The 24,703-nt window shown below is 70.9% G+C and carries 22 protein-coding genes, 1 tRNA gene and 1 pseudogene; 16 read left to right on the top strand and 8 right to left on the bottom strand.

Annotation, left to right across the window (positions count from 1 at the left end; all coding sequences use genetic code 11):
• The first annotated feature begins 22 nt into the window (after nucleotides 1-22).
• The gene (locus AB0H83_RS41560; RefSeq protein WP_360105803.1) at nucleotides 23-961 is read left to right on the top strand and encodes an ATP-binding cassette domain-containing protein; all 939 of its coding nucleotides are present in this window, start codon (nucleotides 23-25) and stop codon (nucleotides 959-961) included.
• Nucleotides 958-1,707: an ABC transporter permease gene (locus AB0H83_RS41555; protein ID WP_360105800.1), complete on the top strand. Its 750-nt coding sequence runs from the start codon at nucleotides 958-960 to the stop codon at nucleotides 1,705-1,707. The genes AB0H83_RS41560 and AB0H83_RS41555 overlap by 4 nt, the downstream gene beginning before the upstream one ends.
• On the opposite strand, the gene AB0H83_RS41550 is transcribed toward AB0H83_RS41555, so the two are convergent.
• Together AB0H83_RS41550 and AB0H83_RS41545 are read right to left on the bottom strand one after the other, a co-directional pair.
• Nucleotides 1,668-4,838: a BTAD domain-containing putative transcriptional regulator gene (locus AB0H83_RS41550; protein ID WP_360105797.1), complete on the bottom strand. Its 3,171-nt coding sequence runs from the start codon at nucleotides 4,836-4,838 to the stop codon at nucleotides 1,668-1,670. The two genes, AB0H83_RS41555 and AB0H83_RS41550, sit on opposite strands and share 40 nt — an antisense overlap.
• A gap of 33 nt (nucleotides 4,839-4,871) precedes the next feature.
• Nucleotides 4,872-5,333 carry a GNAT family N-acetyltransferase gene (locus AB0H83_RS41545; RefSeq protein ID WP_360105794.1) on the bottom strand — a complete coding sequence of 154 codons (462 nt, stop codon included), beginning with the start codon at nucleotides 5,331-5,333 and terminating at the stop codon, nucleotides 4,872-4,874.
• A 199-nt stretch (nucleotides 5,334-5,532) separates the two neighbouring features.
• Between AB0H83_RS41545 and AB0H83_RS41540 the strand changes: the two genes are divergently transcribed.
• The 4 genes from AB0H83_RS41540 (at nucleotide 5,533) to AB0H83_RS41525 (ending at nucleotide 8,886) form a co-directional block, all read left to right on the top strand.
• Nucleotides 5,533-5,994, top strand: coding sequence for a hypothetical protein (locus AB0H83_RS41540; RefSeq protein ID WP_360105792.1), 462 nt, complete (start codon nucleotides 5,533-5,535; stop codon nucleotides 5,992-5,994).
• 192 nt (nucleotides 5,995-6,186) lie between these two features.
• Nucleotides 6,187-7,479 carry a hypothetical protein gene (locus tag AB0H83_RS41535; protein WP_360105789.1) on the top strand — a complete coding sequence of 431 codons (1,293 nt, stop codon included), beginning with the start codon at nucleotides 6,187-6,189 and terminating at the stop codon, nucleotides 7,477-7,479.
• Between the two features lie 193 nt (nucleotides 7,480-7,672).
• A complete protein-coding gene (locus tag AB0H83_RS41530; protein ID WP_360105787.1) occupies nucleotides 7,673-8,242 on the top strand; it encodes a hypothetical protein in 570 nt (189 codons plus the stop codon).
• A gap of 2 nt (nucleotides 8,243-8,244) precedes the next feature.
• Nucleotides 8,245-8,886, top strand: a complete 642-nt coding sequence (locus tag AB0H83_RS41525) for a nucleotidyl transferase AbiEii/AbiGii toxin family protein (RefSeq protein ID WP_360105785.1) — start codon at nucleotides 8,245-8,247, stop codon at nucleotides 8,884-8,886.
• A gap of 10 nt (nucleotides 8,887-8,896) precedes the next feature.
• On the opposite strand, the gene AB0H83_RS41520 is transcribed toward AB0H83_RS41525, so the two are convergent.
• A complete protein-coding gene (locus AB0H83_RS41520; RefSeq protein WP_360105783.1) occupies nucleotides 8,897-9,529 on the bottom strand; it encodes a helix-turn-helix domain-containing protein in 633 nt (210 codons plus the stop codon).
• Nucleotides 9,530-9,585: 56 nt separating this feature from the next.
• Between AB0H83_RS41520 and cysS the strand changes: the two genes are divergently transcribed.
• From cysS to AB0H83_RS41505, 3 genes are all read left to right on the top strand, one after another.
• Nucleotides 9,586-10,995 carry a cysteine--tRNA ligase gene (cysS, locus tag AB0H83_RS41515; RefSeq protein ID WP_360105780.1) on the top strand — a complete coding sequence of 470 codons (1,410 nt, stop codon included), beginning with the start codon at nucleotides 9,586-9,588 and terminating at the stop codon, nucleotides 10,993-10,995.
• Nucleotides 10,996-11,001: 6 nt separating this feature from the next.
• The gene (gene rlmB, locus AB0H83_RS41510) at nucleotides 11,002-12,096 is read left to right on the top strand and encodes a 23S rRNA (guanosine(2251)-2'-O)-methyltransferase RlmB (protein WP_360105777.1); all 1,095 of its coding nucleotides are present in this window, start codon (nucleotides 11,002-11,004) and stop codon (nucleotides 12,094-12,096) included.
• A gap of 226 nt (nucleotides 12,097-12,322) precedes the next feature.
• On the top strand, nucleotides 12,323-12,772 hold the full coding sequence (locus AB0H83_RS41505; protein WP_360105774.1) for a DUF6232 family protein: 450 nt from the start codon (nucleotides 12,323-12,325) through the stop codon (nucleotides 12,770-12,772).
• Nucleotides 12,773-12,775: 3 nt separating this feature from the next.
• Here AB0H83_RS41505 and AB0H83_RS41500 read toward each other — a convergent pair whose 3' ends face one another.
• Entirely contained in the window at nucleotides 12,776-13,618 is an 843-nt protein-coding gene (locus AB0H83_RS41500) for a helix-turn-helix transcriptional regulator (RefSeq protein ID WP_360105771.1), read from the bottom strand.
• Between the two features lie 263 nt (nucleotides 13,619-13,881).
• Here AB0H83_RS41500 and AB0H83_RS41495 point away from each other — a divergent pair, with 263 nt between their 5' ends.
• Nucleotides 13,882-14,085, top strand: a complete 204-nt coding sequence (locus tag AB0H83_RS41495) for a DUF397 domain-containing protein (RefSeq protein WP_360105769.1) — start codon at nucleotides 13,882-13,884, stop codon at nucleotides 14,083-14,085.
• Here AB0H83_RS41495 and AB0H83_RS41490 read toward each other — a convergent pair.
• Nucleotides 14,080-14,712: a DUF5753 domain-containing protein gene (locus tag AB0H83_RS41490; protein ID WP_360105766.1), complete on the bottom strand. Its 633-nt coding sequence runs from the start codon at nucleotides 14,710-14,712 to the stop codon at nucleotides 14,080-14,082. The two genes, AB0H83_RS41495 and AB0H83_RS41490, sit on opposite strands and share 6 nt — an antisense overlap.
• A 341-nt stretch (nucleotides 14,713-15,053) precedes the next feature.
• On the opposite strand from AB0H83_RS41490, the gene AB0H83_RS41485 reads away from it, so the two are divergent.
• Nucleotides 15,054-15,722, top strand: coding sequence for a hypothetical protein (locus tag AB0H83_RS41485; protein ID WP_360105763.1), 669 nt, complete (start codon nucleotides 15,054-15,056; stop codon nucleotides 15,720-15,722).
• 511 nt (nucleotides 15,723-16,233) lie between these two features.
• Nucleotides 16,234-16,686, top strand: a complete 453-nt coding sequence (locus AB0H83_RS41480) for a DUF6232 family protein (protein WP_360105761.1) — start codon at nucleotides 16,234-16,236, stop codon at nucleotides 16,684-16,686.
• Here the strand turns inward: AB0H83_RS41480 and AB0H83_RS41475 are convergent.
• A complete protein-coding gene (locus AB0H83_RS41475) occupies nucleotides 16,683-17,558 on the bottom strand; it encodes an SDR family oxidoreductase (RefSeq protein WP_360105758.1) in 876 nt (291 codons plus the stop codon). The two genes, AB0H83_RS41480 and AB0H83_RS41475, sit on opposite strands and share 4 nt — an antisense overlap.
• A gap of 82 nt (nucleotides 17,559-17,640) precedes the next feature.
• Here AB0H83_RS41475 and AB0H83_RS41470 point away from each other — a divergent pair, with 82 nt between their 5' ends.
• Together AB0H83_RS41470 and AB0H83_RS41465 are read left to right on the top strand one after the other, a co-directional pair.
• Nucleotides 17,641-18,192: a helix-turn-helix domain-containing protein gene (locus AB0H83_RS41470; protein WP_360105755.1), complete on the top strand. Its 552-nt coding sequence runs from the start codon at nucleotides 17,641-17,643 to the stop codon at nucleotides 18,190-18,192.
• Between the two features lie 43 nt (nucleotides 18,193-18,235).
• On the top strand, nucleotides 18,236-21,016 hold the full coding sequence (locus tag AB0H83_RS41465) for an Hsp70 family protein (protein ID WP_360105752.1): 2,781 nt from the start codon (nucleotides 18,236-18,238) through the stop codon (nucleotides 21,014-21,016).
• A gap of 46 nt (nucleotides 21,017-21,062) precedes the next feature.
• On the opposite strand, the gene ugpC is transcribed toward AB0H83_RS41465, so the two are convergent.
• Entirely contained in the window at nucleotides 21,063-22,154 is a 1,092-nt protein-coding gene (gene ugpC, locus AB0H83_RS41460; protein ID WP_360105749.1) for a sn-glycerol-3-phosphate ABC transporter ATP-binding protein UgpC, read from the bottom strand.
• 222 nt (nucleotides 22,155-22,376) lie between these two features.
• Between ugpC and AB0H83_RS41455 the strand changes: the two genes are divergently transcribed.
• A tRNA-Thr gene (locus AB0H83_RS41455) sits at nucleotides 22,377-22,449 on the top strand.
• 98 nt (nucleotides 22,450-22,547) lie between these two features.
• The gene (locus tag AB0H83_RS41450; protein WP_360105746.1) at nucleotides 22,548-23,234 is read left to right on the top strand and encodes a hypothetical protein; all 687 of its coding nucleotides are present in this window, start codon (nucleotides 22,548-22,550) and stop codon (nucleotides 23,232-23,234) included.
• Nucleotides 23,235-23,773: 539 nt separating this feature from the next.
• Here the strand turns inward: AB0H83_RS41450 and AB0H83_RS41445 are convergent.
• Nucleotides 23,774-24,703 (bottom strand): annotated as a pseudogene (locus AB0H83_RS41445) (hypothetical protein); the annotation flags it as partial.

Below are 24,703 nucleotides of genomic sequence, written 5' to 3'. Positions count from 1 at the left end.
CGGGGCCTCGATCGTCGTGCCCATGACAAGCACAGCGATCGAGGTCACGGGCCTGCGGAAGGCCTTCAAGGACAAGGTGGTGCTCGACGGCATCGACCTGGACGTCCCGGCGGGGACGGTGTTCTCGCTGCTCGGCCCGAACGGGGCGGGCAAGACGACGACGGTCAACGTCCTCACCACGCTCATGCGGGCCGACGCCGGCACGATCCGCGTCGCCGGCCACGACCTGGCCACCGAGGCCCGGGCGGTGCGCGCGGCGATCGGCGTCACCGGCCAGTTCGCCGCGGTCGACGAGCTGCTGACCGGGCAGGAGAACCTGCAGCTGATGGTCGACCTGCACCGGTCGGCCCCCGGCGACGGCCGGCGCACCGTCGCCGGGCTGCTGGAGCGCTTCGACCTCACCGAGTCGGCGGGCAAGCCGGCGTCGACCTACTCCGGCGGCATGCGCCGCAAGCTCGACCTGGCGATGACGCTCGTCGGCAGCCCCAGGATCATCTTCCTGGACGAGCCGACGACGGGCCTGGACCCGCGCAGCCGCCGCACCATGTGGTCGATCGTGCGTGACCTGGTCGCCGGCGGCGTGACCATCTTCCTCACCACCCAGTACCTCGAGGAAGCCGACCAGCTCGCCGACCGGATCGCCGTGCTCGACCAGGGCCGCATCGTCGCCCAGGGCACCGCCGACGAGCTCAAGCGGCAGCTGCCCGGCACCCACGTGCGGCTGCGCTTCACCACCGCGGCCGAGCTCGACGCGGCCGCACGGGTCTTCCCCGCCGCCGCCCGCGACGACGACACGCTCACCCTGCGCGTGCTCAGCGACGGCGGGACGGCCTCGCTGCGGGCCGTGCTGGACCGGCTCGACGAGCACTCCCTCAGTGCCGAGGGGTTCTCCGTGCACACCCCGGATCTCGACGACGTTTTCCTCGCCCTGACGGGCCACACCACGGAGGCCGCCAAATGAGCACCAGGTCCCAGTCGCTGGTCATGCTGCGCCGCGACTTCAAGCACATCGCCCGCAACCCCACGTCGGTGTTCAACGCGGTGCTGATGCCGATCGTGCTGATGCTGATGTTCGTCTACGTCTTCGGCGACGCGTTCAGCGTCGGGGTCGACTACATCGACTACGCCACGCCGGGGCTGATGCTGCTGGCCGTCTGCTACGGGCTGGGCGCGACGGCGACCTCGGTCAACGCCGACATGACCAAGGGCATCATCAACCGGTTCAAGGTCATGGACGTGTCCCGGGGCGCGGTGCTCACCGGGCCCGTCGTGGCCAGCGTCCTGACCAACCTGGTCGCCATCGCGGCCCTGCTCGGGGTGGCGTTCCTGCTGGGCTTCGACCCGTCGGCGGGCCCGCTGGACTGGCTCGGCGTGGCCGGCCTGGTGGTGCTGCTCGGCGTCGCCGCCGGCTGGTTCACCGTGGCGCTCGGCCTGGCCGCGAAGTCGCCGGAGACGGCCGGCCTGGCCACCGTGCCGCTGGTCATGCTGCCGTTCTTCAGCAGCGCGATCGTTCCGGCCGACAAGATGGGCCCCGGCGTGCGGCAGTTCGCCGAGTACCAGCCGTTCACGCCGATCATCGAGACGCTCCGCGGCCTGCTCAACGGCGCCCCGTCCGCCGGTGACGCGGTCGTCGCGGTCGCCTGGTGCGCCGGCATCGCGCTCGCCGGCTACCTGTGGGCGTCGTCCACCTTCAAGAAGCGCGCCTGACCGCCGGCGAGCGTGTCCGCGACCAGCTGGGACCAGCTCGTCCGGGCTCCTTCCGCAGCCGCCTCGGCGAACCGTGCGTCGCCGAGGCGGCTGCGCGCCGCCCGCTCGATCCGCGCCGGATCGGGGCACGCGTGGTCCCGCATCCCGCGCACGGCGATGCTCGCCGCGAGCAGCCGGGCCGCCTGGGCGTCCTGCCCGGCGCGCAGGGCGAGGTCCGCGACGCCGACGAGGACCTGCGCGACCAGCGGCGCGTGACCGGTCCCGGTCGCCGCCTCGTAGGCCGCCGCGCGGTGCGCCCGGGCCGCGGCGAGGTCCTCGGCCAGGTAGCCGAGCAGGTCGTGGGTCGTGGCGAGCATGTACGGCCGCTCCGCCTCCTCGCCCAGGATGGCGGTCGCCGCGCCGAGCTGGTGGCGGGCCTCGGCCGCGTCGCCGCGCCACCGGGCCAGCTCCGCCTTCACCAGCGCCAGCTCGACCAGCGCGTCGGGCCAGGTGACGCGCTCCGCGCGGCGCTGCGCGTCGGCCATCGCGGCCGCGCTCGCCGGCTCGTCGCCGAGCAACCAGTACAGCTGCGCCTGCCGGGCCCGCATCCGGATCGCGTCCTCGACGGCGCCGACCTCGGTGACGACCGTGATCGCCTGCTCGAACAGCTCGCCGGCGGCGGCGAACCCACTGCGGGCGGCGACGTGGTCGGCCAGCTCAGTCAGCGCCAGCGAGATGCCGAAGCGTTCGCCGAGCGCCCGGAACTGCGCCAGCGCCGCCTCCAGGTGCCGGTCCGCCTCCGCAGCGTCGCGGCCGAGCGCGATGCGCATCTTGCCGAGGTGGAAGCGGGCCAGCGCGCGGACCCACGGATCCGCGCTGTCCAGCAGCGGCTCCCACGCCGGCAGCAGCGCGTCCGGCCCCTGCAGCATGCGCTCCAGCGGCTCGACCAGCTCCAGCAGCGGGCTGCTCGACCCGCTGCGCCGCCGGTACTCGTACGCCTTGTGGATCCACTCGGCGACCACGTGCTCGTCGCTGCGCCCGGCGCCCTCGAACAGTACGATGAGCGCGTACACGTTGGCCCGCGTCTCGTCGGTCACCTCGCCGGGCAGGTCCGTCGCCGCCATGATCAGCTCGATGCCCTCGGTCTTGTGCCCGCCGAGCCACCAGTACCAGCCGGCCGCCGCGGCCAGCCGCATCGCCGCCTGCGCCTCACCGGCGGCCAGCGCGCCCCGCATGGCGGCGCTGATGTTGTCGTGCTCGGCTTCGAGGCTGGCGAGCCAGGCCAGCTGGTCGGCCCGGCGCAGCCGCGGCTCGGCGGTCTCGGCCAGGTCGGTGCAGTAGGCCAGGTGCGCCCGCCGCGCGAGGTCCGTCTCACCGGCCTCGGCGAGGCGGTGCCCGGCATACTCCTTGATGGTGCCGATCATCCGGTACCGGGGTGCCCCGTCCCCGCCGGCGACCAGCAGCGACTTGTCCGCCAGGGCGGTGAGCAGCTCCAGCACCTCGTCCCGGTGGACGGCGTCACCGGCGCAGACCCGCTCCGCCGCGTCCAGGCTCGCCCCGCCGGAGAACACCGACAGCCGGCGCAGCACCGCGCGTTCGGCGTCGCTGAGCAGCTCCCAGCTCCAGTCGACCATCGCGCGCAGCGTCCGGTGCCGCGGCAGCGCGGTGCGGCTGCCGCCGGTCAGCAGCCGGAACCGGTCGTCGAGCCGGGTGGCGAGCTGGTCCAGGGACATGGTGCGCAGCCTGGCCGCGGCCAACTCGATCGCCAGCGGCATGCCGTCCAGCGCCCGGCAGACCCGCGCCATCGTCGCCAGGGTGTGCGCGTCGGCGCCGAGATCCTTGCGCATCGCGCCGGCCCGGTCCCGCAGCAGCCGGACCGCGGGCGCCGCCGCCGTCTCGGCCGGGGTGGCGTCCCGGTCCGGCAGGGTCAGCGGCTCGACCAGCCACAGCGCCTCGCCGGTGATGCCGAGCGGCTCCCGGCTGGTGGCGAGGATCCGCATCCGCCGGCACTCGCCGAGCACCCGGTGCGCGAACGTCGCCGCCGACTCGATCACGTGCTCGCAGTTGTCGAGGATCAGTAGCGCGTCGCGGTCGCGTACCGCGGCGATGATCCGATCCGTCAGCTCGGCGTTCGGCGACCCGCCGTGCAGCGCGTCACGGAGGCCGAGGCCGGTGAGCGTCGCCTGGGCCACGTCACCGTCGCCCCCGATCGCGGCGAGCTCCACCAGCCACGCCCCGTCGGGCAGGTCGGCGAGCATCGCACGGGCGGTCTCCGTGGCCAGCCGGGTCTTGCCCGAGCCGCCCGGCCCGATGAGCGTGGTGAGCCGGTGCCCGGCGACAAGTTCGGTGACCGCGGTGACGTCGGCGTCCTTGCCGACGAAGCTGGTCAGCTCGGCCCGCAGGTTGGTCCGGCGCTCCTCGCGCCGGCGCAGCTCGCCGCGCAGCAGGGCGACGTGCAGAGCGGACAGCTCCGGCGACGGGTCGACGCCGAGCGCGTCGGCGAGGGCCTCCTTCGTGCGCTCGTAGGCGAGCAGCGCCTCGGTGTCCCGCCCGGCCGCGACGAACGCCCGCATCAACGCCGCGGTCAGGCGCTCCCGTACCGGATGCGCCGCCACCAGATCGGTGAGCTCGGTGATCAGCTCGGCCCGGCTCGGCTCGGCGTCGAACCGGTCCTCCAGCGCCCGCAGCCGTAGCTGCTCCAGGCGGGTGACGGCCGCGCTGCTCGCCGCGCTGTCGGGCAGGCCCGCGTCCTGCATGGCCGCGCCGCGCCACAGCCCGAGCGCGTCGCGCAGCAGCCGCACCCGCTGCGGGTCGTCCCCGCCGCGGGCCTGGCTCGCGGTGACCAGCCGCTCGAACCGCACCGCGTCGACGTCGTCGGCCGGCACCGTCAGCCGGTAGCCGTCGGTGTGCCCCTCGACCGCCCCGTCGGGCAGCACCTTGCGTAGCCGGGACACGAGCCGGTGCAGGGCGTTCGTCGCGTCGGCGGGCGGCTGCTCGCCCCAGATCCAGTCGACCAGCGTCCCTTTCGGGACCACCCGGCCGGTCTCCAGAGCGAGCGCGATCAGCAGCCCGCGCAGCCGAGCGCCCGGCACATCGACGCCGGCGCCGTCGCCCGTGCGCACCTCGAACGGCCCGAGCAGCGTGATCCGCACCCGGTAGATGGTGCCACGCGTGACGACCGGCCCTTACCGCCGACCGAGGTCTTTGACGTAGATGCGGTACTTGTCGCCGTCCGTCGTGACGAGCCCGTGCGGCCACGGCCGGTAGCCGCTGCGCAGGTAGAGCCGGATCGCGTCATGGTTGTCCGGATGGACGCCGAGCGCCACCCGGTCGTGGCCGGCGTCCTGCAGCCGCCGCTCGGCGTCGCGGAGCAGCCGCGTGCCGATGCCCTGGCCGCGGTACTCCTCGAGCACCTCGAAGTGCATGAGCAGCGGTACCTCCGGCAGGTGCTCGCGGAGCTCCGGTTCGTCCGCGGGCTCCCGCCAGAGGTACACCATCCCGATCGGCCGGCCGTCGTTGTGGCGCACGACCAGCAGCTGGCCGTCGCCGCGAACCTGGCGCGCGAGCCGTTCGGCGATCAGCTCCTGCTGCGGCATCGCGGCGACGAGCGCCGGCAGGTCCGCCTCCGTGGCGAGGTCGATCCTCATGAGCCGTCACCCCCCGCTCAATGATGCCGTTCGATGTTAACGATCCGCTCGACGTTCCACCACGTGGTGTGACGGTTCGGCGAGGCAGCAGCTGCTGTTCGAGCTGTACGGACACATCCGCGCGGTCAATCCATACACCCAGGTCAACCTGCGGCTCGCATCGGAGCTTCAGGATGACGACTACACGGCGCATCTCGTCGTGCTCGGCGGCGTCGACTGGAACGTCTTGACGCGCAACCTTCTGGCGGTCATCAACGTGCCGGTGGTGCCGCTGCCGTCCGACGACCCGCAGGGCGCCGGGTTCGTGGTGGAGGACGACAGCGGCCGGCGGACGTTCCGGCCGGACCTTCGCGTCAACGGCAAAGACAAGACTTTGATCGAGGACGTGGCGCACTTCTACCGCGGACCAAATCCCTACAATCGCGGACGCACCGTGACCATCTGCAGCGGCACGCACGGGCGGGGCACCTATGCCGCTGTGCGAACATTGACCGACTCAAGGTTCCGCATGCGCAACGGTGCCTATGTCCGGCGCAGGTTTGCCGGAAGCGAGGCATTCAGTATTCTGGCCCGCGCGCGCATGGTCGATGGCAAAGCAGTGACGCCGGATTGGTCGGTCGGCTCAACCCGCCTGCACGAGTGGGCGGAGTTCGCCGATTGAAACCTCGGCGACACGGTTGCCGCGTACGCTGCGGGTGAATCTTGGAAAAATCTGCCTCCCGGCGCGGCCGTCTGGCTTCGCCCCTTGCCGGAAGGCAGCGCTCGCCGTGTCGGGTCTCGGCTCGGCCCGCAACCGCCGCCGTCACCCGACGTTGAGCGTTCGTTCCCTACGCCGAGAAGAAGCCACGGACAGATGACGTTGCATGCCGAGACGCCGGTGAAGACCCCCGGCTCTCCCCGGCCTGAGACCGCCGCGCTGCACAAGGACACCCACACGGACCTCCTGCGGCACCCGTCGACGGCCGGGCGGGACCGCATGCCGGTCGACGCCATCATCGTCCCGGCAGCCCGCGAGGTAACCGCGCTGCACGCGGTGTTCGCCGTCGCGAACGTCCTGCACACCGTGCTGGTGGTCATCTGCAGCCACGCGGCCCGGGCCGCCGACGCGGTGGCCGAGGCGAAGCAGTTCGGCGTCGAGATCATCGCGATCGACAATCCGTCGCGCTCGCTGCTGCCCAGGTTCCGCACCACGCAGGCGCTCGCCGGCACCCGGTTCGAGCCGTCGGCGACCCGTTCGGACGCGATTCCCGACACCAGCGCCAAGCGCAACATCGGTCTGTTACTGGCCCGGATGGCCGGCTGGGAGCGCATCGTCTTCGTCGACGACGACATCGCGATCGACGCCGAAGCCGTCAGAGAAGCGGTCTGCCTGCTCGGCGACGAATGGCACGCGGTGGGCCTGGGAAACCACGGCTACCCCGACAACAGCGTCGTCTGTCACGCCTATCGCCGCGCCGGAGGAAAGCAGGGCGCATTCATCGGCGCCGGCGCGCTGGCCGTGGCGGTGTCCAAGATGCAGGCGTTCTTTCCGGATGTGTACAACGAGGACTGGCTGTTCCTCTATGAAGCCGTTGCCGAGCGCAGGGTGGCCGTCGTCGGGGAGATGGCCCAGCACACGTACGACCCGTTCGCGGACCGGCGAAGGGCGATGCAGGAGGAATTCGGCGACTGCCTCGGCGAGGGCCTGTTCTGGCTGCTGCACGACCAGGAAGGCGACAGCCGGGACGCCGCCGACCACGCGTTCTGGAGCGATTTTCTCGCCCGGCGGCGACGCTTCATCGCCGAGATCCACCGGTACCTCTCGACGCGGGACGCGGACCCGAAAACCGCGAAGATGCTCGTCTCCCTGGACGCCGCCGCCGCCTGCCACAAGATGATCAATCCACGGCGGATGGTCAACTTCATCGCCGACTGGAAGAGCGACCGCGAGACCTGGCAACAGTTCGTCACCGACACGGTCAACGGCCAGGAGTGGGCGATCGACAAGGCACTCGCCGAACTCGGCCTGGAGTACGAGCGCACGCCGCCGGCCGTCGCCCCCGACCCGGCACCCGCGACCATCCCGGCCGTCGCCGGGCGGGGTGGCTGGTTCCGCTCCTGGTTCACCCGCAAGGCGCAACACCCGTCGGCGCCGGTGGCGACCTGACCGTTCACACCTGCCGGTGTTCGCCTGGATCAGCCACCTGCTGACCCGCCCGCCGGCGCTGCTGCCGGCCGGGTTGCCCGAGTGACGTCCGTCCGTCTGTGCTGCCTGCACAGCCGCCTCGTATCGACCTCTCCGCCGCTACGGGCGTGGACTGAGGCCAAGCGTGCTGGGCCTAACGCGCTAGACTGTGAGTGTGGACGGCCATACCGAGGACGAACTGCGTGGAGTCGTCGCTGAGTACGAGGCGACCAAGAACGCCGCCATCGCCAGGCGGGATGCTCGACTGCGCGCCTTCCACGCGGCCGGGTGGCGGGCGGTCGATCTGCAGCGGGTCACCGGGTACAGCCGCGAGACCATCCGTCAGGCGCTCCGGCCCGAGACTCGGCTCGCGGTGAACAGCAACCGTCGCAAGACATCGGTTGTGCGTCCACCGGCCGACTATGTCCCATACGGGGACCGCAAGCCGTATGTCGTCGCGGACAGTCTGGCCGAGCTCCATGGCCCGACCAGCGGCACCGTCGTGCTGCCGCATCACCTCGACTGGTCAGGCAACGCCGAGTATGTCCTCGATCGGCCGGCGCGTCTCGCTTCGATGTACCGGGCAGTGCTGGTAGAGGCGGGCGCGAAGGACGACTTGCGCAACTGGCTCGATGGGGCGTTGCTGGTCGCGCTGTGGCCGAGCCTGTGGCTGCCACCGAAGCTCCGCGGCTTGTGGGAGGACAGGTTCCCTGAGCTGTCCGCGGCGCGTGACGCGGTGGCCTGATCGTGGACGTATTCCACGAGCGGCTGGCTCGGGTCGGGTTGTCCGTCGCCGCCTGCTACGGCTTCGCGCTCGCCGGCGGCTACGCCGTCCAGGCGGCCGGTTTCCTGCAGCGCCCGAGCGAGGACGTTGACCTGTTCACGGCCTGGGACCGGCGGGGTGAATTCGGCGCGGCGGTGTCCGCGGTTCTCGACGCGTATCGCGCTGACAATCTCGATGTGCGGGTCGACCTGCAGTACGACACGTTCGCCCGGCTGATGGTGACCGACGGGCAGCACGCCTCGAAGGTCGAATTGGGCGTTGATTGGCGCGCCAACGAGCCGATCATGATGGCCGTCGGACCGGTGCTGCACCCGGATGACGCGGTCGCGAACAAGATGGCCGCGTTGTACGGCCGTGCGTTCGCTCGTGACTTCATTGATGTCGACGCGGCGCTGCAGTCTGGGCGCTACGACCGAGAGACGTTGCTGCAACTGGCGGAGCGCGCCGATGCCGGCTTCGACCGGCGGGTGTTCGCCGACGCCATCGGGCAGGCAGCGCGGCTCGACGCCGACGATTTCGGTGAGTACGGCGTGAGCGGCCAGGAGCTGGGCGATCTTCGTGCGCGGTTCGCGGCGTGGCGTTCGGATCTGCGGGCAGCAGGCTGAGCCGGGAAGGTCAGGTCAGCGCGTTGGCCACCGTTGTCGCGGCCGTGGTGACGTGGGTCGGCACCGACGCCGGGTCCAGCGCCGCCAGCGCCACCACCCCCACGCTCGCCTCCAACCCCTCGACCCCCGCGACCGCCGCCGCCACCCCGTACGCCCCCGCCTGCAGCTCGCCGACCGTCGACACCACGCCGTAGTCGCCGCGGCGGCCGGCCAGGATGGCCTTGCCGGCGGCGCCGACCTCCAGCGGGTGGCGGGATCCGGTCCGGTACGCCACGTGGAACTGCGTCCAGCTGGGCTCCACGACCGCGAGCGCGTACGCCTCGCCGCCGTCGGCGATCGTCAGATGTGCCGTCGCGCCGACGGTCTCGGCGAGCCGGCGCAGTGCCGGTAGCGCCGCGTCCGCCACCAGGGGCTGGGCGCGCCGGGCCAGGGCCAGCACGCCCGCGCCGAGGCGGAGGCGGCCGGAGCGGTCCCGGCGGATCATGCCGTGCTCGGACAGGGTCGCCACCAAGCGGTACACCACGGCGCGGCCGACACCGAGGAGGGTGGCGGCCTCGGTCATGGTCAGGCCGCCGGGGGTCTCCGCGACCACGTGCAGCAGGCGCAGGCCGCGATCGAGGGTCTGGGCGGTCTCCGTAGCCACGGACCAAGGTTATGCGCATGCGAGTCCGTAGCGGTGCGACCGTTACTCTTGAATCCGTGACCCTACGCCTGTATGACACCGCGACCCGATCGGTCCGGGACTTCGTCCCGATGACGCCCGGGCAGGTCGGTATCTACCTGTGTGGGCTCACCGTGCAGGGCGGGCCGCACATCGGCCACCTGCGCTCCGGGGTGAATTATGACGTGCTGCGGCGCTGGTTCCTGCGCTCCGGCTACGCCGTCACCTTTATCCGCAACATCACCGACATCGACGACAAGGTGCTGGTCAAGGCCACCGAGCAGGGCAGGCCGTTCTGGGCCGTGGCCTATGCCAACGAGCGCCTGCTGTCTGAGACGTATACGAAGCTAGGGGTGCTGCCGCCGACGTACGAGCCGCGCGCGACCGGCCACATGACGGAGATGCATGAGCTGATCCAGCTGCTCATCGACCGTGGCCACGCGTATCCGGCGACGGACGGCAGCGGCGACGTCTACTTCGACGTGCGCTCGCACGCGGAGTACGGCGCGCTGTCCGGGCAGCGGCCCGACGAGATGGAGCCGGCCACGGACGGGCCCGAGCGGGCGAAGAAGGACCCGCGGGACTTCGCGCTGTGGAAGGGCACCAAGCCCGAGGAACCGGCCGAGGCCAACTGGCCGTCGCCGTGGGGGGCGGGCCGGCCGGGCTGGCACATCGAGTGCTCGGCCATGTGCTGGCGGTATCTCGGCACCGAGTTCGACATCCACGGCGGCGGGCTCGACCTGAAGTTCCCGCACCACGAGAACGAGATCGCCCAGTCGCACGCGGCAGGGCACCCGTTCGCGCGGTACTGGGTGCATCACGCGCTGCTGAATCTCGGCGGGTCGAAGATGGCCAAGTCGCTCGGCAACGTGATCAACCTGGAGGCGCTGGTTCAGTCCGGCCTGCGCCCCGTCGAGGTGCGCTACTACCTGCTCGCGCCGCACTACCGGTCGGTGATCGACTACTCGCAGGAGGCCATCGAAGAGGCGGCGGCCGCGTTCCGGCGGGTGGAGAACTTCGTGACCCGCGCGGTGGAGCTGGTCGGCGCCGGGACGCTCGGCGAGCTGCCCGGAGCGTTCGTGGAGGCGATGGACGACGACCTGAACACGTCGCGCGCTCTGGCTGTCCTGCACGATGTGGTACGCGACGCGAACAGCGCCCTCGCCGCGGCCGACGATCGGGCGGCCGTCTCGGCGGCGCTGGCGTCGGTGCGGGCCATGCTGGATGTTCTGGGGCTCGACCCGCTGGACCCGCAGTGGGCCTCCACGCAGGCCGGTGACCTCACGCGGGTGGTCGACGCGCTGGTGGCGCTCGCACTGGAGCAGCGCACCGCGGCCCGAAGCCGCAAGGACTGGGCCGCCGCCGACGCGGTGCGGGACCAGTTGAAGCACGCCGGCATCGCGGTGGAGGACACCCCGGCCGGTCCACGATGGACGTTGGAGAGCTGAGAAAACATGCCAGGCAACTCTGAACGCCGCGGCAAGCGGGCCGTGTCGAAGAAGGGCGCCGTTAAGGGCTCCGGTGGCAAGAACCGGCAGTCCCTCGCGGGTCGCGGCCGCACCCTGCCCGCGGACGAGCGTCCCTGGCACAAGGGGTACAGCGGCGACGAAGAGCTCCCGCAGAAGACCGCGCGTAAGCAGGCCAACGAGCTGCGCGCCGCCGCGGCCCAGGGGCGGGCGCCGAAGATCGGCCAGCCGGGCACGAAGCGCACCGCGGGCAAGGGCCCGTTCGGCACGTCGAAGAAGGCGGCGCCGGGCACCCGCTCGACGGCCCGTGTCTCGCCCGGGCGCAAGGCCGTGGCCCCGAAGGACGGCCCGGAGCTGCTCGTCGGCCGCAACCCCGTGGTCGAGGCGCTGCGCACGCACGTGCCGGCGACGGCGCTGTACGTGGCGCTGGGCATCGACATGGACGAGCGCGTCAAGGAGGCGGTCCGCACGGCCGCCGAGCGTGGCGTGGCGATCCTGGAGATCACCCGCGCCGAGCTCGACCGCATGACCGGCGGCGTGCTGCACCAGGGCCTCGGCCTGCAGGTCCCGCCGTACGCGTACGAGCCGTTCGACGACCTGCTCGCCGCGGCGAAGGAGCACACGGCGCCGCTGCTCATCGCGCTGGACGGGATCACCGACCCGCGCAACCTCGGCGCGATCATCCGGTCGGCGGCGGCGTTCGGCGCGCAGGGCGTGTTCCTGACCGAGCGGCGCTCGGCGGCGATCACCGCGACCGCGTGGCGCACCAGCGCCGGTGCCGCGGCCCGGGTGAAGGTGTCCCAGGTGACGAACCTGACCCGGTCGCTGAAGGCCTGCCAGGACGAGGGTTTCGTGGTCGTCGGGCTGGACGCCGACGGGGCGACGTCGCTGTACGACCTGGAGGCCGCGGTCGGGCCGCTGGTCGTGGTGGTCGGGTCCGAGGGGCGGGGGTTGTCCCGGCTCGTCGGGCAGACGTGTGACCTGCGGGTGGGGATCCCGATGGTGTCGGACGTGGAGTCGCTGAACGCCTCCGTGGCGGCCGCGGTGACCCTCGCCGAGGTCAACCGGCGCCGCGCCGCCTGATGACTGTGTGCCGCGCGGCCCGGGTCCGATCGGGCCGGGCCGTGCGGCAGCCGGAAGAAGACGCAAAGCGGGTGAAGCACCCCCAGCAATCCGACTAAAACGGGCAATCAGAACAACTCTCCGTATCTGCCAAACGCAGATAGACGGAATCTGACAGATTTAGGAAGACAGGCTGTTGCTGACAGCCGTCCGGCCTCCGACTATGAGAATAGTTAAGGAGGTCGTCATGGCTCTCAACGCCGACGTCTCAAGTGCCGATCGACGGGTCGTCTACCTCTACCCCGGTCCGCGCATCGTCGTCACCAACCGCTGGATCGAAAATGCCCAAGGTCGCTATCTCGTCCGCGACCTGCAGCCGATCACCCGGGTCGAGGTCCGCGCCTATCCCGCCTGGACCATGGCGCTGATCTTCGGCGCGATCGAGCTGGTGCTCGCGGTGCCTCTGGCCGCGGTGTACGGCTCGGCGATGCTGCTGTGCGTCGGGCTGGTCAGCGCCGTCGGCCTCGGCACCGCGCTGCTGGTCGACGGCCGGCGCAACCCGCGTTGGATGGCGCTGGTCGCGGTGTACCGCGGGCAGGAGATCACCCTGTTCAGCACGCGGGACCAGCTGGAGTTCGGCAAGGTCCGGCGGGCCGTGATCAGGGCCGTCGAGGCGAACGAGACACCGAGGCTGTAACCGTTACGGATTCGGCAGCGACGCGCGGATGGACCGGATCAGGTCCAGCGCGTCGCCGCCGCTGCGGCCGTACGTGAGCAGGTCGCTGAGCAGGTTGCGGAACAGGGCGGTCATCTCCGGCTCCATGGTCAGGGAGTCCGTGCCGGCCGCGGCCTCCACGAACAGCACGTCGCCGTGCTCCCGCTCGCCGAACTGCAGCAGCTCGAACGTGCCGCCGAGCCCTGAATGGTGCACCAGGTCGAGCGGGGTCACCGCGATCGTGTACGCCGCGTCGTTCGCCGCCAGGTCCAGCAGGTGGTCGAGCTGGCGGCGCTGCGCGTCCCGCCCGCCGACGGGCCGGCGCAGCACCGACTCGTCGATGACCGCGACGATGCGCGGCGGGTCTGGCCGGCCGAGCCGCTCCCGGAACGCCTGCTGCCGGTCCATGCGCAGCCTGACCCGCGCGAGGACCTCCTTGTCGTCGGGGCTGCGGCGCATCGACAGCGCGGTGATGGCGCGGGCGTACTCCTCCGTCTGCAGCAGCCCCGGCACGAACAGCACCTGCCAGATGTTGATGGTGCTGGCTTCGCTCTCGTACGCCACGAACCGCTGGAAGTCGCCGGCCAGGTGGTGCTTGCTGTACCACTGGCGGGCCCGCGATGCCTGAGAGAGCCTGGCGAGCGCGGCCACCTCGTCCTCGTCGGCGACGCCGTAGTACTGCAGCAGTGCCCGTACCTCCAGCGGCTGGACCGTGACCTCGCCCTTTTCGATACGGGTGAGCTTGGAGATGGACCAGCCGGTGTGGTCGGCGACGGTCGCGGGGGTCAGCTCGCTGGCCTCCCGCAGCGCCTTCAACCGCGACCGCACGAGTTCCCGGGCAACGGCCGGCCCGACGTCCGTCCACGAGGATCGGACGGACGGATCGGGCGAATCTGTCTTAGCCAACGCTCTGCGCCCGCCTCCTACGATCTGCGAATTGCAGACAGCCGATGCACAAACGCCAAATCCTACCGTATCGCGTGCCAAAGGCGTCCCAGGCAACGTTTTCCGTGCCCTGACACCCCTGGGACTCAGGTACTGTGAGATCGGTCTAAGCCGATGCGGACGTTGCTCTGCTCGTGGGAGGGGCTATGGACAACCATGGTGAGCTCGCCTGGCGGACGAGCTCCAAAAGTAGCGGCGGCAACTGTATAGCGATCGCTGCCGACGGGGACCTGACGCATGTGCGCGACTCGAAGGATCCCGCCGGGCCGATGCTGAGCTTTCGCCGACAAGCATTCCGTGAATTCATCGCCGCGATCAAGGATGACGCGCCGACGATCTGCCGGTCATAACGCGCCGGCGAGCTGCTCCAGCAGCGCCCGGGCGTCCACCCCGGACTCCACCATGCGCTGCACCGCCGCCCGGTAACGCCGGGCGACCTCGGGATCGGCGCCGACAATGTCGTCGGCGTGCGCCCCCTCGAAGAACACCGTCGCGTCGCCGTTGGCCAGCTCGTGGACCTCGAACGACCCGCCGAGCCCCGCGTGCGCCCCGTGGTCGAACGGGATGACCGCCAGGTGCACGGTGTCGAACTTGGCCACCGCTGCGAGGTGCGTCAGCTGCTCCCGCATCACGTCGGGGCCGCCGACCGTACGCCGGATCACCCCTTCGTCGATGGCGGCCCAGATCTGCGGTGGCGTCGGTCCCTGCAGCCGCTGGTGGAACGCCTCGGCCCGGCCGGCCCGGATCTTCACCCGCTCCGCCAGCTCGGCGCTGTCAGGCTCCAGACCGGCGATGCGGCCGATCATCTCCTTCGCGTAGCCGGGCACCTGCAGCAGCCCCGGGACGAACAACGGCTGGTTGAGAAAGATCCGCGCGGCCTCCCGCTCCAGCTGCATGAGCTGGGCAAACGGCGCCGGATCCCGCACGTCGTGCGCCCTCGTCGCGTCCGCGGTGTCCGCCATGACCACGCTCCCCATCTCGCCAGCCTAGAACCACGCCGCCATCTGCCGTCAGCTTTCTGCAAAACGCAGAGAAGACAACGCACCTTGGCACAGGCAGCCCGCCACGGTCCAGTCTCGTCGCCGATCCGGTATGGACCCTTCCCCCAAGTGGGGGGAACGGGGGCCCGGTCGCCACCGCGTGTCCTCTCCCGGCACTTGGCCTGGAAAATGGTCGTCGTTCCGTCGCTGGCGGGCCTGCCGGCTGGGAGTAGTGGCGTGGGTGGTGGCCACCGGGCAGACTGGACGCCGTGTCGGCAAGGCGGGCTTTCCCATCGGGTAAAGGGAACCGACATCCTGCGACTTCGGGTCAACGGTGGGTGCAGGTGCGGCGTGGCGGGGTCTACCTGCTGGGTTCGCTGCTCACCGGGGTCGCCGCGGTGCTCGCGTTGCCGCTGCTGTGCGTCCCGCGGCTCGCCCGGCGCTGGGCGGCTTGGCACTGTGACCGCGCCGGCCGGCTGCTCGGTGTGCCGTCGGCGGCGCGCCCCGCTCGACGCGCTGCGGGGCGTCGGGCATGGGCCGATCCGGTCACGGTCCGCACATCCCGCGCTCTGCTCTGGCTGCCGCTGAATGCTGTGACCGGGGTGGCGCTCGGCTTGCCTGTGCTGCTGTGTGTGGGCAATGTCGTGATCGCCACACCGCTGTGGTGGGCGTTCAGGCTGGAGGGCCGGCCGCGGCTGTTCGTCGACGTTCCGGTGACCGGCTGGGCGACCGCCCTCACCCTGGGTCCGCTGCAGATCCTTCTGCTCTCGGCGCTGGCGTACGCGGGCTTCCCGCCGATCGCCCGCGCACACGCCCGGATCTGCCTGGTGGTGCTGTCGCACTCGACGGCCGAACAGCTCGCCGAACGGGTCGCCGTGTTGACCCGCACCCGCGCGGACGTGCTCGACGCACACGGCGCGGAGCTACGCCGCGTCGAGAGCCAGCACCGCGTTCTTGCCCGACCCGTACTTCTTCGACACCGACTCCAAGCGCACCGCGCAGGGTGATGTCCCAAATCTCGGCATTGCGCCAGTGTAGAGCGAGTCGGTCGCGGTGGTATCGGCATGCGGGACGCGCAATCTCGACGGGTCCCTCTTCGATCTCATGCCGCCCGATGCTAGGGACGGCTGCAGCCTGGACCGATACCTCGTACCACCGGACATGAGGTACAGCTGGCTGTAGTGCCGGCGCGGCAGGACGACGGTGGCAGTCGGTCGCGGCGCGGCGAAGTCCTGTTGACGGAACTTGACAGAATCCGACGCGCCGCCCGAACCCAAAGACCGGGCGACGCGCCGGCTGTCAAGCCCCTCACCAGCGAAAACTGAGCGAGCGTTCAGGTGATGGAAGAACGTACAAAGCTCACCAACGCCCGATAGGCCGCGCAACGATATGTCGCGTTCACGTTTGCCGGCCGTCAAGTGCGCGAAAAACGTGGCGCAGGGTCCAACGGAACTTGACATCGAAACAATTGCTGTGCCCTCGGTCCGGCGCCGACGATGGACGCAATAAGGAGGTCCGATGGCAATCAATGCCGAAGTTGCGAAGTCCCGCCAGGGTAGAAGGCCGCTCTATTTCTACCGCAGCCCGTACATCACCGTCACCAGGCATGGGATTGAGACCGATGATGGTCTCTACCTGTTCCGTGACCTGTCCCAGATCCACCGGGCGCACCTCGACGCCCACCCCGCCCGCAAGTTGGCGACGATCTTCGGCGTCATCGAGGTGCTGCTGGCGCTGCCCTTCGCGGTGGTGTACGGCTCGGTCGCGCTGCTCTGCGCCGGCATCGTGCTCGGCGTCGCATTCGGCTTGGCGCACGTCGTCGACAGCCGCAACAACCCGCGGTGGATGGCGCTGCAGGCGGTGCATTCCGGCGAGGAGATCACGCTGTTCCAGTCGTGCGATCAGCAGGAATTCGAGCAGGTGCGCCGAGCGGTGATCCGGGCCGTCGAGGCGAACCGGCCGGTGTGCTAAAGGAAGTAATGCCCCGCGGCCAGGTCCTCCAGGAGCGTCGGATGGGTCGGGGTCCAGCCCAGCTCTTTCTGCGTGAGGGCACTGGAAGCGGGGATGTCGGCCGCGAAGAAGCGGCCGATCCAGCCGAAGTCGTCCACGGGTGCCGCAGCGACCGGCAGCCCCAGCCCGTGGCCGATGGCGGCGGCGATCTCCCGCGCCGGCACCCCCTCCTCGGCCACCGCGTGCACGACGGAGCCGGCCGGTGCGTGGTCGAGCGCCAGGCGTACCAGCGCGGCGGCATCGGCCCGGTGCACGGCAGGCCAGCGGTTGGCGCCGTCGCCGACGAACCCCGAGACCCCGCGCTCGCGGGCGATGCGCACCAGCTCGGCGACGAAGCCGTGGTCACCGGCGCCGTGGACGGTCGGAGCAAAGCGGAGGCTGACCGTCCGCACGCCGCGACCCGTGTACTGCGACGCCAGCTCCTCGGCGCCGCCGCGGGGCGCGTCCGGGCCGCGCATCGGCTGCTCGTCGAGCTCGGTGGCGACCCGCCCCGGGGTGAGCAGGGCGACACCGGACGCGAACAGGAACGACTTGCCCTCAAGGACGTCACACATCGTGGTGATCGCGGCACGTTCGGTCCGGCTGGCCCCGGCGGGGTCGCTGAAGTCGTGCTTGAACGCCAGGTGGACGACGGCGTCGGCATCGGCGGCGCCGGTACGGAGGCTGCCCAGGTCATCCAGGCTGCCCCGGAGCACCTCGGCGCCGGCTGCGGTGACGGCGGCGGCCGAGGCATCGGTGCGGGCGAGACCCGCGACCTGGTGACCGGCGGCGACGAGCTCGGGGACGACCGCCGAGCCGATCCAGCCGGAGGCTCCGGTGACGAAGACGCGCATGGTGGTTCCTTCCAGTGATGTCAGCTTCTGTCATCACCGTAGCGCGTGATGTCAGGTGCTGTCATCACTAGACTCTTGGCTCATGGGACGCTGGGAGCCAGACGCCAAGGGCCGACTCGTGGTCGCCGCGCTGGAGCTGTACACCAGCCGCGGCTACGAACAGACGACCGTCGCCGACATCGCCCAGCGCGCCGGCGTCACCGAACGCACGTTCTTCCGGCACTTCGCCGACAAGCGCGAGGTGCTGTTCGACGGCTCGGGCGAGCTGCAGGGCCTCGTCGTCGCCGCGATCACCGGCGCGCCCGCGGACCTGCCGCCGCTCGACGTGGTGGGCGCGGCGATGGAGCGCGCGGCGGAGCTGCTGGAGCAGCGGCGCCCGTTCGCCCAGCAACGGGCGGCGGCGATTGCCGCGAACCCGAGCCTGCAGGAGCGTGAGCTGCTCAAACTCGCCGCGCTCAGCTCGGCGGCGGCCGAAGCGCTGCGCGGGCGCGGGGTGCCGGAGCCGGACGCGAGCCTGGCCGCGGAGGCGGGGGTGGCGGTGTTCAAGGTGGCGTTCGAGCGGTGGGTCGACGACCAGCCGGACTTCGTCGCCTGCGTCCGCACCACCCTCGGCCGCCTCAAGGCGCTGCTGTAGCGCGTCCGGAAGGATCGTTTGGGGGCGCACCTAGTATGGGCCGGTGACTGAGCCGCAGCAGGGCTTCGCGATCGGTGTCGATCTCGGCACGTCGAACACGGTGGCCGTGGTGCGCTGGCCCGATGGGCGCACGCGGCCGCTGCTCGTCGACGGCGCGCCGATCATGCCGTCCGGGGTGTTCATGGACGAGCACGGGCGGCTGCACGTCGGCCGGGACGCGGCGCGCCTCGCGGGGCTGGACCCGTCGCGGTTCGAGCCCAACCCGAAGCGCCGCATCGACGAGCCGACCGTCCTGCTCGGCGACCGGGAGATCGCGACCGTCGACCTGCTCGCCGCGATCCTCGCCGCCGTCGCGCGGGCCGCGGTCGAGGCCGTCGGGTTCCTCCCCACCGCCGTGCTGACCTACCCGGCCGCGTGGGGAAACCGCCGCCGGGACGTGCTGGCCACGGCCGCCCGCCGCGCGGGCTGGCCGCCGGTCATGCTGGTCCCCGAACCCGTCGCCGCCGCCCGCTATTTCGCCGATGTGCTGCGCCGCCCCGTCCCCGTCGGCTCCGCCCTGGCGGTGTTCGACTTCGGCGGCGGCACCCTGGACATCGCGGTCGTGCGCAACGACAACGGGCGGTTCACCGTCATCGGCTCCGGCGGGGTCGAGGACCTCGGCGGCCTGGACATCGACGCCGCGCTCGTCGAGCACCTCGGCCAGCTGATCTCGACCACCGCGCCCGCGACCTGGGAGGCGATCCGCAACCCGGCGACCACGACGCAGCGGCGCGACCGGCGGCTGTTCTGGGACGACGTACGCGGGGCGAAGGAGATGCTGTCGCGCACCACCGTCGCGCCGATCACCGTGCCCGGCGCCGACCAGGCCATCCACCTCACCCGCGAGGAGCTCGACCGGGTCATCGGGCCGCTGGTCCACCGGGCCGTGTGGGAGACCGGGTCCGTGATCGCGTCGGCGGGGCTGCGCGGCGACCAGCTCGCCGGGCTGTTCCTGGTCGGCGGGTCGTCGCGGCTGCCGCTCGCGTCGCGCCAGCTGCACGCCGAGTTGGGGATTCCGCCGACGGTACTGGAGCAGCCCGAACTCCCCGTCGCCGAAGGGGCGCTGGCCGAACTGGCGCCACCCGCGCCGCCGCTGGCCGGGCATGACCTCACCTCGGCGACGGGCTACGGGGCGAGCCCGACGGGGTTCGTCGGCGCGCCTGCTGGATCTCCCTCCGCGCCGGTTTCGCCCGGTTTCGGCGCCGCGCCGACGTCGGGCGGATTCGGTGCCCCGCCGCCGTCGGGCGTTGCTGGTGCGCCGCCGGCGTCCGGGGGGTTCGGGGGTCCGCCGGCCTCCGGCGGGTTCGGGCACACGTCTGGCATCCCGGCCAACGGCGGGTATCCGATGACGGCGGCCCAGGTCATCCCGCCGGGCCAGTACGGCGCCGCCGGCCCGCCCACCGCGCCGTTCCCCGCCCAGACCCCGCCGCCCCCGCCCCGCCCTGGTTCCCGCCGCGGGCTGCTCGTCGCCGGCCTTGCCGCCGTGGTCGTGCTCGCCCTCGTCGCCGCCGGCGGCTACTTCTGGTTCTTCCGCGACCGCGACACGAAGGTCGACTTCGCCACGCTCAAGGCCGAGAAGACCTTCGACATGGCGGAGCCGGACACCGTCAACAACCCGGTCTCCGCCACGCTCAACGACCGCGCCGTCATCGGCTGGCGGGTCGGCAAACAGTTCTTCGTCCAGGGCATCAACCTCGGCGACATGAAGACCGCGTGGTCGAAAGTCACCATCGACCGCGACTACAGCAAGTGGAGCGTCGCGGCGTACCAGGGCGGCATCGTCGTCACCGGCACCGGTTCAGCGCTCGGCAGCGTGTTCATCCTGGACTGGAAGAACGGCAAGACCATCTGGCAGGGCACGCTCGACGACTACGACGTGCTGTACGCGACCGGTCCCGTGCTCGCCATCCACCGGTACGAGGGCAAGAAAACCGAAGCGGTCACCTGGGCCGGCAAGAATGCGTGGACGCGCCCCGACAACGGCAAGGGCTCGGCCATCTACGCCCAGTCCAACAGCGCCGACCTGCGCGGCCCCGGCAATTACAGCGGCGGGCCCACCAGCCGCGACATGAAGGCCCGCGACGACCTCATCAGCATCGACGGCGACGACAAGATCCGGCTCATCAACGCCACCAACGGCGAGGAGATCCGCAGCTGGAACAACGTCGGCGAATACGGTGCCCAGTACCTCGCGCATGACGACAAACTGTTCGTGGCCGGCGGCAGCACCAAGTACACCGTCAATGCTTACGATCTCGCCAGCGCCGGGGAACCCAGCCAGATCTACAGCTTCGCCAACGACGAGGTCAAAATCGTCGGCATGGCGCCGTGCGCGGACAACCGCCTGTGCCTGATCGACGGCAGTTACGGCGGCAAGGACAACACGGTTCGCGCCATTTCCGTCGCCGACAAACGCGAGGTGTGGAAGGCGCCCGCCCCCGGCAGCACGATGCTCGTGCCCGTCGGCCGGCAGGTCCTGGCCACCGACAGGGATTCCCCGGCGAGCGTGCTGCTGTCGTACGACGGCAAATCGCTGCTCAAGAACGAGGACAAAGCCTCGTACGGCGTGCGGGTCGCGGCCGGCAGCCTGATGTTCTTCACCGGCACGTTGAGCGCGACCTCGGCGACGAACCTGACACTGGTCGGCGTGTCGGCGGCGTCGGGGGAGCGGACCGCGCTCGGGCCGCTGACGAAGACGATCGGGTTGAGCTGTTCCTGGAATGCGTCGCTGATTCTTTGCGCCAGCGAGGGCAAGTATCAGGTGTGGCGCTTCGCGGCTGCGTAGAAAGGGCCCGGCGGACGAACCGCCGGGCCCCTCTTTACTGCTCAGTTCAGATGCGCAGGCCGGTCGCGGCGTTGAACGCGTGGTGCGTGTTCACGTGCGGACGGACGTACACGATCTCCGTGAGGCGCGGCGTGCGACGGGGGTCGGCCCGCACGACGAACCGCTCGTCCTGGCCGTCGAGCGCGACGGTGCCGTGCACGTACGCGTCGGAGCCGAGCTCCTCGACCAGGTCAACGGTGATCGGGATGCCACCGTCGTTCGGGCCGACCAGGTCCGTGTCCTCGGGCCGGAACCCGACGGTCACCCGGTTGCCGCCGCCGTCGGCCTGCGCCGCGGCGATCTGCTCGCGGGTCAGCGGCAGCGTGACGTCACCGAAGCGGCCACCCTTGTCGCTCAGCGGCACCGTCTTGATGTTCATGGCCGGCGAACCCATGAAGCCGGCGACGAACACGTTGGCCGGCCGGTCGTACAGCGCGCGCGGGCTGTCGACCTGCTGCAGCACACCGTCGAGGAGCACCGCCACGCGGTGACCCATCGTCATGGCCTCGACCTGGTCGTGCGTGACGTACACGGTGGTGATGCCGAGCTTCGCCTGCAGCGTGGCGATCTGCGAACGGGTCTGCACCCGCAGCTTCGCGTCGAGGTTCGACAGCGGCTCGTCCATGAGGAAGACCTGCGGCTCACGCACGATGGCGCGGCCCATGGCGACACGCTGCCGCTGACCACCGGACAGGGCCTTCGGCTTGCGGCCCAGGTAGTCCTCCAGCTGCAGCATCGACGCGGCTTCCTTCACCCGCCGGTCGATGTCGTGCTTCGGCGTCTTGCGCAGCTTCAGGGCGAACGCCATGTTCTCGTACACCGTCATGTGCGGGTACAGCGCGTAGTTCTGGAACACCATCGCGATGTCCCGCGCCTTCGGCGGCAGGTGCGTGACGTTGCGGTCGTTGATCAGAATGTCGCCGGCGTCGACGTCTTCCAGACCGGCAAGCATGCGCAGCGACGTCGACTTCCCACAACCCGACGGCCCGACGAGCACGAGGAACTCGCCGTCACCGATCTCGAGGTTCAGCTGGTCGACCGCGGGGCGCGGGGTCCCCGGGTAGATCCGGGACGCTTTCGCGTACGTGACCGTAGCCATGACAGAGTGCCACCTTCCACCGGCAGGAACGTGCCGGACGATCCGAGTAGAAGCTCACCGGCTGCCGCGATGCAGCCAGGAGTTGCGGTAACAGTAGGCTGCCTACGCTCCGTTGCCAAGGTCGGGGGCGGAATTTGCCCGACTTCGGCCGACTCGGCCCGCTCCGGTGACGGGTATGTCGGAGGCGCGCCCCCTGGGCGGACCGGTAGGATCGTGGGGCCGGCCGACGTGGCGCAATTGGTAGCGCACCCGACTTGTAATCGGAAGGTTGCGGGTTCAAGTCCCGCCGTCGGCTCTCCTGATCAAGCTCCTGAGCTGCGGCCACCCGTACATGCTCGATATCTTGGCCGGTTCACCGATGAGATCACCTGACGCGGCGGCGATCATGATGCAATGGATCATCCCGCTGTCGGAGGCGCCGCCGATATCGCCGCCGCCCGTCCTGCCACTGTCCGTGGCTCGTTCGTGGTCAGCCGCTGGGCCCGAGTCCTGGCGGTGCTCGCGCCGTTGATCGCCGCGGTGCTGGGAGCCGCGATGGCCGTGCAGTGGGAGGTCGGCGGCGGCAGAGCGGCCTCGTCCCTTCCGGCCCCTGCCCGCTGGATGGCCGAGAACCTCCCGCTGCGGGACGGCGGCGAGCCGGTGTGGATATGGCGCGGGCCCTTCTTCGTCGCGGTGCTGCTCACGGTGCCCCTCGCGTGGGCGGTGACGCAACGTGCGGCGTCGGCATCGCCCCGGTGGCTCGTCAGAGGCGGGCTCATCGTGGCGGCCGTCGCCATCGGGATCGAGTACAACTTCCCCGGCGGGTACGGCTGGATCTATGACCTCGCAGCCCTGCTGGCAGCGCTCGTCGGCACGGTCTGGTGCGGGGTGCAGGCACTCCGGCGCGACCTGCTGCCACGCGGCGCCGCCTGGGCACTCATCGCGGCCCTGCCACTGACGGTGCCCGCCGGCTTCCTGACGTTCTGGTACCTGCCACCCGGCCTGACCATGGGCACCCTGCTCGCCTGGGCGATCGCCGCCGTGACAATCGGCCGCGGGAGGCCGCAGCCGCTCGAAGAGACGAGCACCATGCGGAGATGACGAATGAGGAATTCACCCATCACGTCAAGTCCGGCCTCGCGGAGTGAGGTGACGACGCGCTTGCCGAGGCTGCTTGCTGGCCTCGAAGACCGGTTGTCCGAAGCCGAAGCGCAGGTCAATGATGACCTGCGCGGCCCCGTTAGGGCTTCAGGGTGACCCGCTGGGCGTAGCCGTCATCGGCGTACGACACGAACTTGATGGCCGTCTCGATGACCTGCCGGATGCCGACCTGGCCGTCGACCGCGCGCCCACTCCGGAGCGACCTCAGATGCGGCGTTGAACAGCAGGTCAACACCGTCGGTTGTGATGGTGCGAGTGGCGAGCACGTACTCCTTGCCGGTGACTTTGCGGAGGCGGGCCACGCCGGCCCGGATGTGCTGCATGGACAGGGCGGCGTTGCGCAGCTCGCGAGATCGGGGTCGTCGGAGGTCCCTGCCCGCGGAAGCGCGGACAGGGACCTCCTGTCATGTGCTACGAGGATGGAACCCACCCTGTTGCCACAACGCGATCCGTCAGAGATTCGATCAGCGTCGGTGGATCTACGGTACCCGCTGGAACAGCATCGTGTTCGGCCAGCGGCCGTCGGTCGGGCACGGCAGCGTGCGCAGCGTCGGGCCGGTCGGCTCCAGGCTCAGGCAGCGCCCGGAGGCCCGGTTATGGTAGGCGACCGCGCTGGTCGACGCCGTGGTCACGGGCACGCGCTGCCACACTTGGTGCGAGTCCGGGTTCAGGCACGGCAGCGTATAGATCGCGCCGTCGCGGTTGCTGTCGAGGCAGAAGCCCGTCTGCTGGTTCAGCAGCCGGTAGCTCTGCTCGCCGGGCTCGTCCCGGTCCAGGAGCGGGCCCTCACGCCACTGCTGGGAGGAGCGGGCGTCGCAAACGGACGCGAAGGCGTGCCCGCCCATCGGGGTGCCGTTGAGCGACACCGCCGGCACAGAGTCGCTGTCCACGCACCGCCCGGTCGCCAGGCCCCGGATCCGGCCGGTGCCGCCGGCGGAGATCCCGGTCGGCCGGGACGCCGGCGGTGTGGTCGGCTGGGATGCCGACGGTGTCTGCCCCGGCGTCGGCGACGCGGAGACGGAGGCGGAGACGGAGGCGGAGACGGAAACGGAGGCGGAGGTGGAGGTGGAGGTGGAGGTGGAGGGGCTCGCATCCGGGCCGGTTGACGGGCCGCCCGCGCCTCCCGGCAGCCGCTGGCCGTACCAGGCGGCGTAGGTCGCGACCTGGTTGACGAAATCGGCCACATCCGCCGGCACTCCGGCGGCCGTGCGGACACGGTCCAGCGACGTTGCGAAGGCGGCGACGGCCAGCGGCCACAGGTCGCCGGCGAAGCCGTCGCGGCGGAGGCGTCCGATCAGATCGCAGGTCAGGTGTGCGAGCGCGAGGATGCTGGCGCTGTCGTCACTGCTCAGTACGTCGTCCTGCGGCTTCCAGATCTCCCACTCAGCGGCGGTCAATCCAGCGATGCC

It is taken from the genome of Dactylosporangium sp. NPDC050688, from assembly GCF_040654515.1.
In the GTDB taxonomy this organism is placed as follows: Bacteria; Actinomycetota; Actinomycetes; order Mycobacteriales; family Micromonosporaceae; genus Dactylosporangium.
The sequence above is the reverse complement of the archived record's forward strand: the minus strand, read 5'-3'. Positions and strand labels throughout refer to the sequence as shown.

Coding starts and splice junctions, on each gene's coding strand:
- AB0H83_RS41545 (WP_360105794.1), bottom strand. CDS start 5,333: ATGAGGATCGACCTCGCCACGGAGGCGGACCTGCCGGCGCTCGTCGCC.
- AB0H83_RS41560 (WP_360105803.1), top strand. CDS start 23: ATGACAAGCACAGCGATCGAGGTCACGGGCCTGCGGAAGGCCTTCAAG.
- AB0H83_RS41505 (WP_360105774.1), top strand. CDS start 12,323: ATGGCTCTCAACGCCGACGTCTCAAGTGCCGATCGACGGGTCGTCTAC.
- AB0H83_RS41475 (WP_360105758.1), bottom strand. CDS start 17,558: ATGCGCGTCTTCGTCACCGGAGCCTCCGGCTGGATCGGCTCGGCGGTC.
- AB0H83_RS41450 (WP_360105746.1), top strand. CDS start 22,548: ATGGATCATCCCGCTGTCGGAGGCGCCGCCGATATCGCCGCCGCCCGT.
- AB0H83_RS41555 (WP_360105800.1), top strand. CDS start 958: ATGAGCACCAGGTCCCAGTCGCTGGTCATGCTGCGCCGCGACTTCAAG.
- AB0H83_RS41535 (WP_360105789.1), top strand. CDS start 6,187: ATGACGTTGCATGCCGAGACGCCGGTGAAGACCCCCGGCTCTCCCCGG.
- AB0H83_RS41495 (WP_360105769.1), top strand. CDS start 13,882: ATGGACAACCATGGTGAGCTCGCCTGGCGGACGAGCTCCAAAAGTAGC.
- AB0H83_RS41480 (WP_360105761.1), top strand. CDS start 16,234: ATGGCAATCAATGCCGAAGTTGCGAAGTCCCGCCAGGGTAGAAGGCCG.
- AB0H83_RS41490 (WP_360105766.1), bottom strand. CDS start 14,712: ATGGGGAGCGTGGTCATGGCGGACACCGCGGACGCGACGAGGGCGCAC.
- ugpC (WP_360105749.1), bottom strand. CDS start 22,154: ATGGCTACGGTCACGTACGCGAAAGCGTCCCGGATCTACCCGGGGACC.
- AB0H83_RS41470 (WP_360105755.1), top strand. CDS start 17,641: ATGGGACGCTGGGAGCCAGACGCCAAGGGCCGACTCGTGGTCGCCGCG.
- rlmB (WP_360105777.1), top strand. CDS start 11,002: ATGCCAGGCAACTCTGAACGCCGCGGCAAGCGGGCCGTGTCGAAGAAG.